This is a genomic window from Arenibacter algicola, assembly GCF_000733925.1.
In the GTDB taxonomy this organism is placed as follows: domain Bacteria; phylum Bacteroidota; class Bacteroidia; order Flavobacteriales; family Flavobacteriaceae; genus Arenibacter; species Arenibacter algicola.
In genome coordinates, this window is record NZ_JPOO01000001.1 from 1,129,869 (window position 1) to 1,147,926 (window position 18,058).

General features: G+C 39.1%; 12 protein-coding genes. 7 read left to right on the forward strand and 5 right to left on the reverse strand.

What is annotated here, in order from left to right; translation table 11 throughout:
- Positions 1 to 8 precede the first annotated feature (8 nt).
- The 5 genes from U735_RS0104875 to U735_RS0104900 form a co-directional block, all read right to left on the reverse strand.
- Positions 9 to 3,191, reverse strand: coding sequence for a SusC/RagA family TonB-linked outer membrane protein (locus U735_RS0104875; RefSeq protein ID WP_031442753.1), 3,183 nt, complete (start codon positions 3,189 to 3,191; stop codon positions 9 to 11).
- Positions 3,192 to 3,652: 461 nt separating this feature from the next.
- The gene (locus U735_RS0104880) at positions 3,653 to 4,405 is read right to left on the reverse strand and encodes an SDR family NAD(P)-dependent oxidoreductase (RefSeq protein ID WP_031442754.1); all 753 of its coding nucleotides are present in this window, start codon (positions 4,403 to 4,405) and stop codon (positions 3,653 to 3,655) included.
- Positions 4,406 to 4,455: 50 nt separating this feature from the next.
- The gene (locus tag U735_RS0104885) at positions 4,456 to 4,833 is read right to left on the reverse strand and encodes a cupin domain-containing protein (protein WP_031442755.1); all 378 of its coding nucleotides are present in this window, start codon (positions 4,831 to 4,833) and stop codon (positions 4,456 to 4,458) included.
- A gap of 69 nt (positions 4,834 to 4,902) precedes the next feature.
- Positions 4,903 to 6,957, reverse strand: coding sequence for a polysaccharide lyase family 7 protein (locus U735_RS26120; protein ID WP_051891875.1), 2,055 nt, complete (start codon positions 6,955 to 6,957; stop codon positions 4,903 to 4,905).
- 636 nt (positions 6,958 to 7,593) lie between these two features.
- The gene (locus tag U735_RS0104900; RefSeq protein WP_031442756.1) at positions 7,594 to 9,903 is read right to left on the reverse strand and encodes a chondroitinase-B domain-containing protein; all 2,310 of its coding nucleotides are present in this window, start codon (positions 9,901 to 9,903) and stop codon (positions 7,594 to 7,596) included.
- A 135-nt stretch (positions 9,904 to 10,038) separates the two neighbouring features.
- Between U735_RS0104900 and U735_RS0104905 the strand changes: the two genes are divergently transcribed.
- The 7 genes from U735_RS0104905 to U735_RS0104935 all read left to right on the forward strand — a co-directional run bounded on the left by U735_RS0104905 (position 10,039) and on the right by U735_RS0104935 (position 17,999).
- The gene (locus tag U735_RS0104905; RefSeq protein ID WP_031442757.1) at positions 10,039 to 11,004 is read left to right on the forward strand and encodes a sugar phosphate isomerase/epimerase family protein; all 966 of its coding nucleotides are present in this window, start codon (positions 10,039 to 10,041) and stop codon (positions 11,002 to 11,004) included.
- A 25-nt stretch (positions 11,005 to 11,029) separates the two neighbouring features.
- A complete protein-coding gene (locus U735_RS0104910; RefSeq protein ID WP_031442758.1) occupies positions 11,030 to 11,743 on the forward strand; it encodes a ribonuclease activity regulator RraA in 714 nt (237 codons plus the stop codon).
- 365 nt (positions 11,744 to 12,108) lie between these two features.
- A complete protein-coding gene (locus U735_RS0104915) occupies positions 12,109 to 13,137 on the forward strand; it encodes a sialidase family protein (RefSeq protein WP_034248047.1) in 1,029 nt (342 codons plus the stop codon).
- A 38-nt stretch (positions 13,138 to 13,175) separates the two neighbouring features.
- The gene (locus tag U735_RS0104920) at positions 13,176 to 14,327 is read left to right on the forward strand and encodes a sialidase family protein (RefSeq protein ID WP_083260659.1); all 1,152 of its coding nucleotides are present in this window, start codon (positions 13,176 to 13,178) and stop codon (positions 14,325 to 14,327) included.
- Between the two features lie 119 nt (positions 14,328 to 14,446).
- Positions 14,447 to 16,207 carry an arylsulfatase gene (locus tag U735_RS0104925; protein WP_034248048.1) on the forward strand — a complete coding sequence of 587 codons (1,761 nt, stop codon included), beginning with the start codon at positions 14,447 to 14,449 and terminating at the stop codon, positions 16,205 to 16,207.
- A 139-nt stretch (positions 16,208 to 16,346) separates the two neighbouring features.
- Positions 16,347 to 16,949: a YkgJ family cysteine cluster protein gene (locus U735_RS0104930; protein ID WP_316933000.1), complete on the forward strand. Its 603-nt coding sequence runs from the start codon at positions 16,347 to 16,349 to the stop codon at positions 16,947 to 16,949.
- A gap of 237 nt (positions 16,950 to 17,186) precedes the next feature.
- Positions 17,187 to 17,999 carry an alpha/beta hydrolase gene (locus U735_RS0104935; RefSeq protein WP_031442763.1) on the forward strand — a complete coding sequence of 271 codons (813 nt, stop codon included), beginning with the start codon at positions 17,187 to 17,189 and terminating at the stop codon, positions 17,997 to 17,999.
- Positions 18,000 to 18,058: the final 59 nt, after the last annotated feature.

Genomic DNA, 18,058 nt, shown 5'->3' on the forward strand with positions numbered 1-18,058 from the left:
TTTCTTTATTAAAAATTAACATTTAGACCCAAAGTGAAACTTCTTACAATAGGGCTTGCACCTTCTTGGTATCCGTATGTGGTTGGACCTGCATAACCTGTATTTTCTATCTCTACACCTTCAGGGTTGAATGAGGTATAATCATCTGCCATTATATACAACAAATTGGTAGCTGCAAGATATATTCTCATAGAACTTAGGCCAATTTTGTCCGTTAAATCCGAATTAAGGGTGTATCCTAAGGTTAGGTTTCTTAAGGCCGTAAATGAGGCATCTTGTATCCCTGAACCATGTGCATTTCTGGTCTCTTGATAGAACTTGCCGCTAGCATCGGCAATACCGTCACTATTGGCATCAAAACTGGACTTTAATCTACCGCCAAATTGTGATTTCCAGTAAATAGGGTCTATATTGTAGAGTTCTGCTCCTTGAGATCCTTGGAATTGGAACGAGAAATCAAAATTCTTAATATTCATTGAACTTGAAAGTCCCCAGTAGAAATCGGGAGTGGCGGATCCTAACTTTACATAATCCCCTTCATAGGTAATTTCGCCGTCACCGTTTTGGTCTACAACATAGTATTCTCCACTTCCAAATCCAACACCTCTGGAAGGATCTGACATATGTATTGTCTCAACCTCACCAGTTACTTCATAACCCCACATTTCACCGATTTCACCTCCTACATAGTTTCTAAACTCAGGACCTCTACCGCTGGGTCCACCGTAAATTTGCCTGGGCAGTTCGGTCAAATCACCAAGATTGGTAATTTCTGAATTGGCAGTTGATAAATTGGCGTTGACATTCCAAGAGAAGTTGGGATTGGTAATTATTTTTGTACTAAGTTCAAATTCCAAACCGGAACTAGTAACATCCCCGCGATTAAGTTTTATAGCTGGTGTCCCAAGAACCTCGGAAACACTTTGATTGATCAACATATCTTCAACATCAGACGTATAATAATCTACACTTAATCTAATACGGTTACTAGCAAAGCCTAAATCAACACCATAGTTGGTCTCTTTATTGGTCTGCCAAGTTAAATCTGGGTTGGCTATATCCTCTGGAATAAGAAATCCTGTCCCGAAAGCTGTAGGAGAGGTGCCCAAAATACTCAATGAGTTGTATGAGCCTAAAAAAGAAGCAGTTCCCAAAGACCCTGTACTAAACCTAAGTTTAAATAGGCTAAGAGCATCGGCATTTCCGAAAAAAGATTCATTGTGAATATTCCAACCTAAGGATAGTGCTGGGAATACTGCGTATTTTTCATTGGCTCCAAATCGTGAATCGCCATCCCTTCTAATTGATGCCGATAGTAGATAACGATCATCAAACGCATAGGCAATTCTCCCAAAAAAACCATTTCTGGACTGAGTCTCATCTATCTCGTTGGTAATCACATCTGCAGGATCGAAAAAATCATAATTCAATGGCAGACCATATGGTACGTTCGATCCATTATTTACCATGCCCTTATAATAGGTGTTTACAAATTCCATACCGGCCACCGCAGAGATGTCATGCTTCTCAGCAATTACTTTTGCATAACTCAAGGTAGTTGTGCTTAGGACGGTAGATTTTTTAATATTGGATATGTCCAATTCTGTTTGATTGGATCGTTGTTGGCCATCCGATAATATTCCATGATATACATAGGTCTGGGTATCTTCAAGATCTGCTCCGAAAACGGTTTTTAAATTTAAACCCTCTATGATTTCATATTGTAAATAAGAACTCACGTTTCCAAAATACGTCTTTTTCCATCTTCTCGAATTGTCAAATTTAGCCGCTACACCGGCATCTCCTGTTCCTCCAATTCCATTTTGATTTCTACCGTATTGCCAATCGTGAACTACATCGCCAGGTTGTAAATCATAGATGCTAGTAGGATCCAAACCTATACCTCTGTAATCTTGGTCAAATGACCTACCAATGTTATTTCCTGTAAATCCAGAATCGAATAAGGCCTGTCTATCTCGATCCAATTGTTGAACGAAATCTATTGAAGCTTGAGTATGGTATATAGGGCTAATACTATATGACCTCAAAAGATCCCTCATTTCCCAGGGTACAATATCTTGGTGGCCATAATAACCATTCATACTCAATCCGGCCTTTAATTTGGAGCCCAAGTTGGCATCTAGGTTCATACGTCCGTTGTACCTTTCATAACCTTGCCCTTTTACTATACCATCCGTTTTCAAGTAACCAAGTGAAGCAAAGGCCTTTAAGTTTTCAGAACCACCGCTAACACTAAAATCGTGATTGGTTGTACTACCATTTTTGAAAAGCCAATCTTCTATACTTACTACGTCGGGGGCATTAGCGTATGCATTTAGTCTGTAAGCCAATAGGCCTGGGTCGGTTTCGGAAAGATCATAAGCACTAGTTTGCAATTCTTTGGCCCATTCTCCTGCTGTCTTAAGCATTTCGATGTCCTTTATATACTTGCTTGAGGTACTTGCATAAGAATTATAATTAAAACTAACTTTTCCTGCCTTTCCTTTTTTGGTGGTTACCAAAATAACACCATTGGCACCTAGAGAACCATAAATAGCAGCTGAAGCGGCATCTTTTAGCACCTCTAAACTTTCAATATCGTTGGGGTTAACTGTGGCCAAATTACCTGAAATTGGGTAGCCATCCACAACAATTAACGGCCCAGAGTCGCCCGAAACAGATGAAGCTGCCCTGATTTGAATCTTAGGATCCGCACCAGGTTCTCCACTTTGATTTTGAATTCGTACCCCGGACAACTTACCTGCAAGGGCATCATCTACACGAGCCACTTGAACAGCAGCTACTTCATCTCCTCCTACTTTTGCGACCGCTCCGGTAAGATGTGATTTTTTTATAGTACCATATCCAACTACCACTACCTCATCAAGTTGACTTGCATCTTCCTGTAGGGTGATATTCAATTGCTCTTGATTTGTAATGGGGACTGATTGGCTAACAAATCCCAAGGAGGAGAACTGTAGTACGTCGCCGTTTTTTACCGTAATTTGGTAATTTCCATCAAAGTCGGTAGCCGTACCGGTAGTAGTATTGGCTATAATTACATTCACTCCAGGCACTGGTACCTGAGCAGCATCTGTTACCGTTCCGGTCAGAATACGGCCATCTTGGGCGAACAGTGCAATATTGAATAACAATACTACTGTTAGAATTAAATTGATTTTGAATTTCATTAGTGATTTAATTAAGTTAGTAACAAGTGATTAATAATGGCTTTTTGCCATTGGTTTCTATAATGTGATATTTTTCACATTTAATCCTTCATATTACTAAAACATGTGGCTGCACTAATATTGACTGAAATTGCTTATTTTTGCAGTAAATATGTATATAGTAATATTTGCATGTTTGGTATTACTTCCCTTCAGAATGAAGTAATCTTTTACAAAAGGATGGGTGTGCGCCCGTCCTTTTTTTTGTCAATTTCTAGGGTTTATTTTTAATCTTTTTTCTTTTAACATGGTTCTTGATTTTTTGAGTTATTTTGGTAAACCAAATTGGTTAACCAGTTTGGTTTACCAAATATATGTTATTTAATTGTTAATTAAAAATTTAATTGTAATTTTTGTTTGTTAAATTTTTGGAGGTGATAATTTAGGTGTGTATAAATTATCAATTTCGCATTGAAGCTATTTTATGAAAAGACAAGTCCGCCATTAATATCGATGTTTGCACCTGTAATAAATGATGTTTCGGATGAAGCCAAGCAGGCCACTGCATTTGCAATTTCTTCTGCCGAGCCTTCTCGACGTAGTGGAGTCATTCCCGCTACTTTCTCCCGTACCTCATCTGTAGTAAAGGTATCGTGAAAGGTGGTGGCGATCATACCGGGACAAAGGGCATTTACGCGAATATTTTTTGGGCCTACCTCCTTGGCCAGACCTCGTGTAAAGGTCATTACGGCTCCTTTGGAGGTTGCATAGGCTATAGATCCTCCGCCCCCACCGTCCCGACCGGCTTGGGAGGCTATATTTATTATAGAGGCCCCCGATTTCATATAGGGCAGCACTGCTTGTGTTACAAGAAAAGTAGAATTAAGATTTAATTTTATCACTTTGTCAAAAAAAGCTTCGTCCATCTCCTCTAATGTCTTTCTGGCCACCAGGCCACCGGCGTTGTTTACCAAAACGTCTATAGTTCCTCCATAGTTGCCAATGGTTTCTTTTATAAGTTTGTCTACTTCAGATTTCTTGGTCACATCCGCCTTGACAATTATTGCTTCGCCACCGGCCAATTTAATTGCGTTAAGAGTTTCTTGGGCATTTGCCTCGTTACTGTAGTAATTTACTACAACCTTGGCGCCTTCCTTGGCCAATTTAATGGAAATGGCTTTTCCAATATCTCTGGTTCCACCTGTAACAATGGCTATTTTTCCTTTTAAATTCATATGCATATTGTTTATGACATTAAGTCTTCCCCAAAAGGGATTTATTTCTATTATGATTGTTTATCTCCGAAATAAGATACTCCACCACCACTTAAGAAATCTTCCCGTACTGGACTAAATGTGTCAATTAGTATCCCTTCTTCCAAACAAACTGCACTATGCAATAGATTGGGTTCAATATAAACTCCATCTCCTGCTTCTACAATTTTCTTTTCTCCATCAATTTCAAATTCAAATTTACCTGAAGCGCAATAGGTAGCTTGCGTGTGAAAATGTTGATGTGGGGAACCTAATGCTCCTTTCTCAAATTTCACTTTTACCATCATGATTTGGTTATCGTACCCTAAAAACTGCCTTGATACTCCTCCTCCAAGTTCTTCCCATTCCATTTCTTTTGAGGTGATGTACTTTTCACTAAATCGTTTCATTTTTTTTATTTTAATTAGTCCTTACTCTTTTTTAATAACGATCAACTCTTTTATATGAATCAAATCGATTTACTTTGGGGGTGTGCCCTGACCAACGGTTGCTTCCCTAAACCATACTTCCGTATAACATCCGTTTTCGTATTGTTTCGCGATATCACCTCCGTAGGTTTCCGCACCTGAAAACCAAACCATGTTGGTTTCTGGACTTTTTCCATTGGTCTGGTTATATGCGCCTTGTTTAAAATAATTCAATTCTCCACTATAGGCAGTGGCACGTTCAATGGCGTCTTGCCCTATGGGGGCGAATAATTGCTTCATCTGTTCTGGGAAGTCCGACTTTTTTACATATTCTGATGAAATCAGATTTTTGGTAAATGTTTTGGTTTCGTGATTTTCACTTTTGAAGGTTAGATACATGATTCCCTTATAAACATTTACTTCATAACTAAATTCTTCACCTAATTCAATGCCATTTTTAGGTTCAGCAGGAAAGTCGTTCTTACCTTTCCCAATGACGGACATATCGTACCCCCATACGGCATAGGAATGTTCCCACCGGCCTGAATTATCATCACCTACTGGATTGATTTCATAATTCCAAAAAACGGAACCCTTGGTGTGACCAGGAAATTTCTTGTAGAATATTTTAAGAGGTTCATTTTCATGTCCTTCACCACTGTGAATTTGTCCCACAACAGTGGAATAAGATGCAGCTACTCTGGCGTCGCCAGAAATGGAGACCTGCATTACCTTGCAGGTGCCTTTTAGTTTGCCACCTTCTTCAGGAAGCCATTCTCTTTTTTCGTGTAGCTCGGTTCTTGTATTACTGGAGTTTTTAGAAGTGACACCAGAATTAGGAGTTTTGTAGACTATCCAACGCCTTGTACCGTCTATTACAGTGTAGAAATAATCTTTGTGTTCGAACTGCGTGATATCTTCCACCTCCTTACCGTCACCCAGCAATATTTTAAATTTATCCATAAATGGAATCACCTCATTGGGATAGACCGTTTTAGTACTTAGGCCATCATTTGCTTCGAAATAACCTGTATTTGAAATGGCATCATCGCTGATTGTAATATCTGCTGATTTAAACCATACCTCAGCGTAATTACCATCTGCATATTGTTTTTGTAAATCACCACCATGGGTTTCGGCACCAGAACACCAAACTTTATTGATTTTAGGGTCTTTTCCGTTGGTTTGATTGTACGTGCCCAATTTAAAAAATAGGCCCTCGCCGGTATACGCTTCTTTGCGCTCGAGGCCATCCTGCCCAATGGGTACAAATAATTTCTTGGTTTGCTCTGGCATGTCCGAAAGATTTGCATATTCTGAGGAAATAAGATTTTTAGTGAATTTTTTGATCTCATGGCCTTCACTCGTGAATGTTAGATACATCATACCTTCCTTAATAACTACTTCATAAGTGAATTCTTCACCTAAAGCAATTCCGTCAACTGGTTCAGGTGGATAGGTGTTTTCATCATTACCGACAACAGAAAAGTCATAGCCCCATATAGGATAGGAATAATCCCATCTTTTGGAATTATCATCACCTGCAGTATTTATTTCGTAATGCCAAAAGACAGAGCCTTTTTCATGCCCAGGAAATTTTTTATAAAAGATTTTAAGTGGTTCGTTTTCATGCCCATCTGCACTGTGAATCTGACCAACTACTACTGAATAAGTTGAAGCAACGCTGGCATCGCCGGTAGTTGACACGTTCATTACCTTTAGGGTAGCTTTCATAGTAGCTTCTGTCATTGGTGTCCACTTCTTTAATTGGGCTAATTCTGTTCTTGTGTTGTTCGAGGTACCATGGGTATTTCCTGCATTTGGAGTTTTGAATACTACCCAATCCCCTTGATTATCACTCGCAGTATAAAAGAAATTCTTGTGCTCATAGTCAATAGCTTGGCCTACATTAGAGCCATCACCGAGGATCAAATTCCAATGTTGAAAAAATGGTATGATGTCGTTTGGAATACGACCTATAGCTGCGTTTTCAGTATCGTCTGTAGATTTTTGTTTTTTGTTCTCGGCACAGCCAACAAATAGCAAAATGGTACCTATCATGAATAAATAATGTACGGAAGCCGAATGGAATACTTTAAAGTTCATATTATATGGGTTATGTTAACTATAAAAACCGTTTAAAGTCAAGTTTTTTGACTGTTTGGATAATTTCTTCACTATGTAAACGAAACCTACCATCAAATGGTTTTACCTGCAATTTTACGATAGCGAAAGCCACGAAAAAACAAAGCTAAAGTACATTTGTAAAATTGGTTTACCAGATTGGTTTACCAAAAATACACAAATTTATGGTACCACCAAATATTTAACATTAAATAGACCTATTTTATTCTTAATTAATAATATTCTATCCGTGAAATTAGTAATTCGGCAAATGTGAATTTTGCTCTGAGCGCAGATACTATAGGGGGCAACCAAAAAAGAATTTGGGATTAAGAGGTTCTTTATTCCAAAATACCGCTAAATAAGAGACCTTATAAGGTCCAATCAAATCGAAAACCCTGGTATTACATCACTTGGATAAATTGTGGCTTTTGAATCTTGATTACTAGACTTCTTAGCTGTATTAAGACAGCTATTTAATACTTTTATAAGAGCTGATACTAATAATTTTACAATTATGGCGGCCATTTTAATTTGTTTTTATTATTGTTTAATTCTTTTCAAGTTGAAATATTGGGGATAATGTTTGCTAAGGTGGCTTTTAATAGGGCGATTGCACTAGTAAAGTAATTTCATTTCTAAATTCTCTTCAACCCGAATTTCCCCCGAATTGTTGATTTGGTTATCCGAATGCGAATTGTTTTTTGCTCCCCAAAGTAAGGCCACCAGTTTTACGGTGTTGTTGTTAAAGGTATTATTGGAAATATCAACATTTACAATGCCGTGGGAGTTGATCAGAATTCCATTTTTTTCTTCTGATCCACAATTCGTGAAGGTGCTATTTGTAACCAGAAGATTTCCGCCAATGGTGGATTCGTCGTAACCCCCGCGATAGTAGTCGATTACATTACTTTTTACATTGTTGAACTTACAACTGTTTATCGTTAGATATTCAGTGTTATAATCTCCTAGATCATTAGTTTCTTCAGATAGTTCCAAACCATTTTCGCAGTTTGATATTGAAGTGTTTTCAAAAGTGATACGTTCTGCAAAGGACTCCTTATAGACCTTTAGTACATAATTAAAGTCACTGATATCGCAATCGGAAACCGTTAATCCAAAATGTGTAAACATATTTTCTTTTAAACTGGCAAAAGTATATTGGGAATTATTTCCTTTTAATGTTACATTTTTTAGGTTTAAAAAGCCTTTAGGTTGAAGTTGGAATAAGGGTGAATTCTCTGCTCCCGAATAATTTAGGGTAACTTTTGATTTATCGGAGGATTGAATAGTTAACTTTTTGTTGATTATCAAGGACTGCGGGATGTCATAATTTCCTGCTTCCAGCGAAATGATATCGCCATTTTCCGCCTCATTGATTTTAAATTGAAGATTTTCTGCTGTGGCAACAACTACTGTTTTAGGTTCCTTTTCTTCTGTTTCAGATGAATACCAACTTGGACCATATTTGGATCTGTCCAAAATATTGGGGTCTTTAAAATCCGTATTTGTGAAAGCTCCTATAGAATTGTTTTCAGCTCTGGAATTGCTGACCAAATCTTTGGATATATGTTCAAATTCGAATCCTTGGTAGGGTTCAATAGCTATCTTGGAGGAAGGGATCAGGATGTTTTCTCCAATTTCTTTAATGTCAAAATTTACAGCCTTCAATCCATCATAAGGTTTGAAATCCACAGCTTGATTATTTATTGCGTTGCTTTTAAAGGTCACTCCATCAGCCTTATCGTGTTCAACAATTGGCAAAGCATCACCCTTTTCATTATAAATTACGTTGTTTGCAACAATGGTCCTTATTGGTCTGGCCGAGCGAATTTCAGAGGAAGGAAGAACATCTTCCTGACTTAAATTTTGACCAACTCCGAATTGCCAGGGGGAATCACAATTGATGTAGGTATTGTATGCCACCACAACATCTGTAACCTGATTGTATCTGTTTAGGGGTGATTTTGGAATTCCGTTCATCACGGCCAAGGCACTTCTAAAATTCTTTCCTTTTATATTGTAGAAGTAATTGTTGGTTACCCAATGCCCTGTGTTGATTATTCTGATCCCCCCTATGTTTTCGTTCTTACCATCGCCAATGAAGTAATTGCCATCAATAGTGCAGTAATTGCCATGTCTTGTTACCAAAGAACCTTCGCTTTTATAAAAGACATTATTTCTGAACTCGTTGAAGTTAGTTTTGCTGGAAATAATTTCTACTTCACCGTTGCACTCTTCAAATAAGTTATTGGCAACCCTTGTATAACTTGGAGACATGGAAGAAAAGCTGTTGCCAATTTGAATGGTCTCGCCACTGGCACCTCCCTTAGGGGGTCTTGGCCCAAAATGGTTGTTAATGATTTGATGGTAATTATTTATGCTCTCATTGCCTTCCAAGTCTACCCTTATAGTTGGTCCACGATTTGTTTTTCCAGCAATATAACTGTTGCTCAAAGTATTGTGTCTTCCCCAGAATTGAACCCATAGATCAGTGTCATCTCGATGCATTTTGTTAAAATCCTCAATAACGCAATTGGTAATGGTGCAGTGATTTGCTACGGTATTCTCATCTATTCTAAATTCCAATACAGCTTCACTGCGCGAATAACCATTTCTAAAGTGCAGACCATCCACCACTAAGTATTCCCCTCCAAATTTTAGATCGGATACGCCTTCAATAAAAACTTTTCCAGGGGTTTCGGCCTTAATTGTAATTGGCTTGTCTTCCGTGCCTTCGCCTATAAATCTAATTTGGATATCCTTCCATATACCATTGGCCATCACAATGTTATCACCAGCTTGTACATTTTTTATGGCTTCTTGCAATTCTTCAGGAGTGCCTACTGTTTTGGTATTGAGATTGGTCTTTTCCCCACAAGCGCCGATAATAAACAAAAAGCAAAGTAATGTTACTAGTCTTGTCATAATTAATGAATTTTATGTAGCACTTATAATTAATAATTGGTTAACCAGATTGGTTAACCAAAAATACGTATATTTGTTGGACTAGCAAATTTTTAACATAAAAACTGTGTAATAATCTATAAAGCAACCTGTAAAATGAAGAAAAGGACAATTTATGAAAGAAGAGATTTTGTTAAACTTGCAGCAATGGCTGGTGCTGCCATACCATTGATGGGATTTGATGAATCCATTTTTAAACCTATTTCCAAATCGAGCGGGAATCTGGAAGTGCATTTATTTTCCAAACATCTGCAATTTCTAGATTACAATGGGATGTCCGAAGCTGCCGCAGAAATAGGTTTTGATGGATTGGATTTGACGGTAAGGCCAGAGGGGCATGTATTGCCAGATCGCGTATCTGAGGATTTGCCCAAGGCGGTCGAAGCCATGAAAAAATATGGTCTAAACCCTAGACTGATGACCACCAACGTAATTGATGTTGATAACGAGGAACATAGATCCGTACTGGAAACGGCCAGCAAAAGTGGGTTTTCCCATTATCGTACAGCGTGGCTTAGCTATCCCGAGAATAGGGCGATTACTGAAAGTCAGGCAATCTATGGCCAACAGTTGAAAAATTTGGAGGTTCTAAATACGCAGTTGGGTCTTATTGGCTGCTATCAAAATCATGCCGGTAATCATGTAGGGGCGCCCATTTGGGATTTGCCACCTATTCTTCAGGCCACCAAAAACACAAATATTGGTTGCCAATATGATATAAGACATGCCGTAGTGGAAGGGGGCAGTTGCTGGGAACTGGGATTGCGACTAATTAGACCCTTTATCAAATCCATCGTAACAAAAGATTTTAAATGGGGAACCGTGAATGGCCAATGGAAACCAATCAATACTCCGTTAGGGGAGGGGATGGTAGATTTTGACCGCTACTTTTCCTTGCTTAAAAAATACAACATAAACGTGCCGGTATCCCTGCACTTGGAGTATGGGCTGGGCGGTGCAGAACACGGGGCGACAAAGATTAGCATAGACAAAAAAGAAGTCTTTGCACAAATGAAAAAGGATCTAGCCTTCCTCAAGGAAGCTTGGCAAAAAGCGGAATAAATAGGGAAAACCAAAGTATAATAATATGGACCATACAGCAGCTTCTACTAAAGAAAAATTAAAAAAAGTCAGTACCGCCACCATTGCTACCTGCCTTTTTAAAAAAGGATTGAAAAAACAATTTATTCAGGATGTTAAACCCCTAAAACTGGGCAAGCCTACTATGGTAGGGGAGGCCTATACCCTGCGTTATATACCGGCCCGTGAAGATTTGAATACCATTGAAGTATTCAAGAACCCTAAACATTTGCAAAGGGTAGCGGTAGAGGAATGTCCAAAAGGAGCTATTTTGGTCATTGATAGCAGAAAGGATGCCCGAGCTGCTTCGGCAGGTTCCATTTTGGTTACGAGATTAATGGTAAGAGGGGTGTCGGGAATTGTCACCGATGGAGGTTTCAGGGATTCTGCAGAAATCGCCGAGTTGAATATTCCCTCATACCACAAAAGACCCTCGGCACCTACCAATCTCACCCTGCACCAGGCCATTGCCATTAACGAACCCATTGGATGTGGTGATGTGGCTGTTTTTCCAGGAGATATTTTAGTAGGGGATGATGACGGGGTTATGGTAATTCCGGCAGGAATTGCGGATGAGGTGGCCGATGAATGTATGCAAATGACCTTATTCGAGGAATTTGTGATGGAAAATGTTCAAAATGGGCGATCAATAATTGGGCTATACCCTTTGGTGGATAAAAAAATTGCTGAGGAGTTTGAAGTGTGGAAAGCCAAAAAATAAATTCTCTTCGGCTGGACCATCTATCTTTTATTGGATCCCGGCAAACTGCTATTGATGCATTATTTGTTCAAGATTTAACCTATTTTAAAGGGATTAAGAAATTGTTTTATCTTCCTATGACATTTGGGTTTTAATATTCACTGCCATACTATGGATACTTCTTGTATTGCAGTAGAGGAATTGAATGTTTTTTCTTTTTATTTAGCGCCTATATTTTATAATTTAGGAGGTTCAGGCAGCAGAATATTTTTCACAAGCTGATCACAGTAGAAATATTCTGAATAAAGTGACCATATGTGGGGAATCAAATTTGACAAACCAACATTTTAAACAAGGCGATATTAATCAAATCCGAACCCATAAAAATGAAAAAAGTAATAGTTGCTACCATATCCCTTTTAATCTTTTTTGTCGCTTTTAATGGCATTTCCCAGAGCCTGCCAGAAAGGATAAAAGTATCCAAGATATACTCCGATGAAAATTATAATGCCTTTACTTCTTTAATAAGGTTTAAAGGAGATTTTTATTGTGCTTTCCGTTCGGGGGAAAGGCATGTTTATGGAAAGGATGGTGTAATAAAAATTATAACCTCTAAAGATGGCAAGGCCTGGAAAGATGTTGATCAAATAGCTCTCAAAGGTTTTGATTTAAGGGATCCCAAATTATCGGTTACTCCGGAAGGGCTCATAATGGCCACTATGGGGGGGTCTATTTATGAAGGCAAGACCTTGTTGGGAGGAATACCCCATGTAGCCTTCTCTAATCCTAAGGGGACCAAGTTCTCCCCGCCAAAACCTATTAGATATGATGCCAATATAAAATCGAAATTCGATTGGCTCTGGAGCTTAACCTGGTATGAGGGTACTGGTTATGGAGGTATGTATTCGCGGATAGAAAATAAAGAGGGAGGAAATACAACGCTTATAAAATTAGTTAAAACTACCAATGGGTTAGATTATATAAAGGTTGCCGATTTGGAAGTCGAGGGTAATCCCAATGAATCCACAATCCGTTTTTTGCCCAATGGCGACATGTTAATGTTAATAAGACGTGAACAGGGTAACAAAAGGGCTTATTTGGGTCAAAGTAGTCCTCCTTATACGGACTGGAGTTTTACCGAGTCGCCATACTTTATTGGAGGTCCCGACTTTGTATCGATAGGAGAGGGCCAATATATTGGTGGGGGAAGGATTAACAGGGAGTATACCGGACTGGTTTCCTTTGGTAAAAATGGAGATTTTAGGGAGGTATTGAAATTGCCATCAAATTCCGATAGCAGCTATCCAGGTTTTGTTTTTGAAAATGATACCCTGTACATGAGCTACTATTCTTCCCATGAGACCGAAAAAACCTCTATTTATTTTGCCGAAATACCCTTGGTTGAACTTAAATGAATGCAATAGCGTAAGTTCAATTATTTAAAAGTCCAATAATGAGTTTAAAATTTCTTTTTAGTACAATGCTTCTCTGGGTGTTGCTGGGAATCGCCTTCTCCTGCAAGAGCAATAAAATAACCAACAAATTATCGGTATCCAAAGAACCTAAAACCGTTTTGAGCCTGCAGCCTTCTGCAGACAACCCCCGTAACAGTGAGGGGGATTTTATCAAGCTAAAAAATGGAAATCTGTTATTTGTGTATACCCATTATACCCAGGGCACTGGGTCCGACCATGACCCGGCACATCTGGCAAGTAGATATTCCGAGGATAATGGAAAAACATGGAGTATAAAGGATGAGGTGGTGCTGCCCAATGAAGGAGGAATGAATGTTATGTCGGTTTCCCTATTGCGACTGCATAATGGTTCCATAGCCTTATTTTACCTGAGGAAGAATAGTACAGTGGATTGTATTCCCATGATGAGAATATCCACGGATGAGGCAAAGAGTTGGGGTTCTCCAATTCCCTGTATCGCGGACAAGAAAGGGTATTTTGTTTTAAATAATGATAGGGTAGTTCAGTTTGAAGATGGGCGTTTAATGTTTGCAGTGGCGGAACACCCCACTACGCAAAAAGGTTTCGGTGCCAAGGGCAATTTATTTTCTTATTACTCCGATGATAATGGTGAAACATGGACTTCTAGCGAAATGGTGCCCAATAATACCGAAATTATTACCCAGGAACCAGGTCTCATTGAAATGAATGACGGGCGTATCATGATGTATATTCGGGCAAGCGGTGGAGTACAGCAGCTGTCTTTTTCAAAAGATCGTGGAGCAAGCTGGACTCACATTGAGGCAAGTTCTATTTATTCCCCTCTTTCGCCAGCTACCATAGAAAAAGTCCCCGGAACCGGGGATTGGGTCATGGTGTGGAACAATAATGATGGTTCGGATCCAGCTATAAAAGCTAAAAGAACCCCTTTTACGATTGCTATTTCCAAGGACGAGGGGAAAACATGGGGCAACATTAAAAATATTGCCACCGACCCAGATGGCTGGTATTGTTATACCGCCTTGTATTTTACACATCCACAAGAACTTATTTTGGGGTATTGTGCAGGCAACAGAGTACAGGGAACAGGCCTGGCAATAACCAATATAACTACTCTAAATTTGGATTGGCTAGTTAAACCTGGCGGATAAGGAATTACATTTCTTGCCTTTAAACAGGTATTTGATAAAGATTTATTGGAAATTAGGTACTTTGTATTCCAATTTCGTGTGTTTTAAAATATAATCATCAAAACCTTAAACCAAGAATTATGAACCTAATGTATAAACATTGTATTTTACTCTTTATGATTTTGGGGCTTACTTCTAGTGGCTATGCCCAGAAGAACCAACGTCCCAATGTAATCTTGGTGATTACGGATGATCAAGGGTACGGGGATTTAGGGTTTACTGGGAATCCCCATGTAAAAACACCCGTTATTGATGCCTTGGCACGTGAAAGTGTTAGGTTCAACAATTTTTACGTTTCTCCGGTTTGTGCACCAACCAGATCCAGTTTAATGACGGGGCGTTATTCATTGCGAACGGGTATGAGGGATACTTACAACGGAGGGGCAATTATGGCTTCCAACGAAGTTACCATAGCCGAGATGTTGAAGCAGGCAGATTATACGACGGGGGCATTTGGGAAATGGCATTTAGGGGATAATTATCCAAGTAGGCCCAGTGATCAAGGTTTTGATGAGTCTGTTATCCACCTTTCTGGAGGCATGGGGCAGGTAGGGGATATTACTACTTATTTTAAGGGGGATACAAGTTATTTTGATCCTGTACTTTGGCACAATAACCAACAGCAAGCCTATGAGGGGTATTGCTCCGATATTTTCACCGATCAGGCGATCAATTTTATTGATAAAAATAAGGAATCGCCCTTTTTCTGCTATTTGGCCTATAATGCCCCACATACCCCCTTGCAGGTGCCGGATTCCTATTATCAAAAGTATAGAGACATAGACCCTTCTGCAGGGTTTGGTAAGGACGGAAAGCCATTTTCAAAAATGAGCGAAAAGGATAAGGAAGATGCCAGAAAGGTATATGCCATGGTAAATAATATTGATGACAATCTCGGCAAACTCTTCAAAAAATTGGATGCCTTAGGATTATCGGAAAACACCCTTGTAATTTTTATGACCGATAATGGCCCGCAACAGACCAGATATGTAAGTGGTATGAGGGGACTTAAGGGAGATGTTTACAATGGGGGTGTACGAGTCCCATTTTATTTAAAATATCCAGCACTTTCCAAGGGTGACAAAGATGTGGAAACCATGACGGCGCATTTGGATGTCCTGCCTACGCTATCGGCAATTTGCGATGTGGAAATGCCAAAAGATAGGATTATAGATGGCAAAAGTTTAGTTCCCTTAATACAGGGCCAAAAAGTGGAATGGGCCGATCGTTCCCTATTTTTTTATTGGTCGCGCCGCTATCCTGAATTGTATAATAACATGGCCATTCAGAAAGCAGGGTACAAATTGGTAGGAAAAACAGACTATAATGCCACTATTGAAGATTTTGAATTGTTTCAACTTACCAAGGATCCATATGAGCAGCAAAATGTGCTAAAGGAGAACAAAGAATTGGCAATAGACCTTAAAAAGGAGTTGGATGAAATATACGGGGAGTTGATCATTTCTGAAAATCTTGTAAACCCTCCAAAAATTTCGGTGGGCACCCCCTACGAGAACCCGGTAATTTTGAATAGGAATGATGCCGGAGGGGAGCGCGGTATTTGGAATCAAGAGGAGATTTATGGTCATTGGGATACTGAAATTGAAGAGGGTTATTATGATATTACATTTAAGTTTGTTCAACCGGTAGTCGGTAATGGGAAAATGGTTTTGGAAGCCAATACGCTTGTAAGACAAATGGAAAATAAAAAGGGAGATACCGATATAATACAGATGGAGAAAGTTTATTTTCCAAAAATGTCGGGCAAGCTTTTGCCATTTTATGCCGTAGACAATAAGAATGTTTTTCCTTTTTGGATGGAAATGAAAAAAGTGGATTAGGATCCAATTCATTTGTTTCTTATTCATTTTCAAGTAAATAGATAGGTTTTTCAGGGTCGGAATGTTTCCAAAATGGCACATTAAATAATTGTTGAGTGATACCTTTATTAGCGTACATTCGCGCAAAATATTTATGTCCATGGAAAGTAGGGTAAAAGCAGTTGAGGCGTTGTTCGCGGTATTGGATCGGGAGATAGCTACTTTTCAATCCGAGTCGGGTCTTGGTTGTATAGCAGGTTGCGGTAAATGTTGCACCCATCCGGACATAGATGCTTCCCCTTTAGAATTTCTGCCATGGGCTTTTAATCTTTTTTTAAATGGAAAGGCAGAAACTACCTTGGAGGAATTAAAGGTCAGCGATAATTCCATTTGCCATTTATATCGGCCATTGTCCGTTTTGGATAGCAATAGTGGTAGATGTGGTGATTATAAGTTCCGGGGACTAATATGTCGCTTGTTTGGATATGGGGCAAGTAGGGACAAGTTAGGGCAACTGCGTTTGGCCACTTGTAAGATTATAAAGGAAAATCAGGCCGATCTTTATGAGAATTCCAAGGTGGCTATGAAAAACGGACTATACGTGCCTATTTTTACAGACTACTATATGAATCTTAATCAAATAGATTTCAGGATGGGAAATAGTATTCTTCCTATCAATATAGCAATGAAGGCGGCCATTGAGGAAGTGCTTCAGTATTATGCATACCGTCCCTTCCCGGAAGGGCATAAGGTTACTGCCTAGTAACTAGGGAGAACTTTCAAAGAAACTTGGTTATTACTTTTTTAAATCAGTGTATTTTACCCTAAATTCTTGTAAATCGACATCGGATTCATTTTGTGTTTTGTGTTTTTTGCCTAGTTTTGAAATTGGACTGTCCAGATATTTGTTTGGCAGGAGATAAAATGCATATTGTCTGAGAAATCAGTAGACATCTTCAAGCTAAAAAGTAGTTAGGGCTTAAAGGATAATTATAAAGTGATGAGACAACTATTGACTACATTGTTTGTTTTTTGTACCGTACTGAGTGTATTTGCATCACAGCTGGATACCCTAAAAGTTGCGAGTAAGTCTATGGGTAAATCCATTGCCAATCTGGTAATTTTGCCGGATAGTTATACTGCACAAAAAAAAGGATACCCGGTACTTTTTCTTTTACACGGAGCAGGAGGCGACCATACGGATTGGGTAACCAAGGTGGGATCCATAAGAGATTATGCTGACGCATATAACATGATTATAGTCTGTCCGGATGGTAGTAAGACCAGTTGGTATTTTGATAGTCCAGTAGATCCGGACATGCGTTATGAGACCTATGTTGCCAAAGAGTTGGTTCAGGCGGTGGATAAGAAATACAATACTCTGGCCAATAGGGAATCTAGGGCCATTACTGGCTTGAGTATGGGTGGACATGGGGCTTTTTATTTGGCTTTTAAGCACCAGGAGGTGTGGGGTGCTGCAGGAAGTATGAGCGGCGGTCTGGATATCCGACCCTTTCCCGAAAATTGGGACTTGTCCAAGCGACTGGGCGATTATGCGGAAAATAAAGGCCACTGGGAAGATAACACGGTAATCAACATGGTTTATTTGTTGAAAAAGGACAATTTAAAGCTCATTTTTGATTGCGGAGTTAATGACTTCTTCTATGATGCCAATAAAAGAATGCACCAAAAATTGTTGGAAAGAAATATTCCGCACGATTATATAGAACGCCCAGGAAGCCACAATTGGGATTATTGGGCCAATGCCATTCAGTACCAACTATTGTTTTTTGATAGTTTTTTTAAATCCTAAAGTTGGGTTATGCTTCTTGTTGATCTGGCTCAGGAGATCAATTCGTATTTAATACTTTG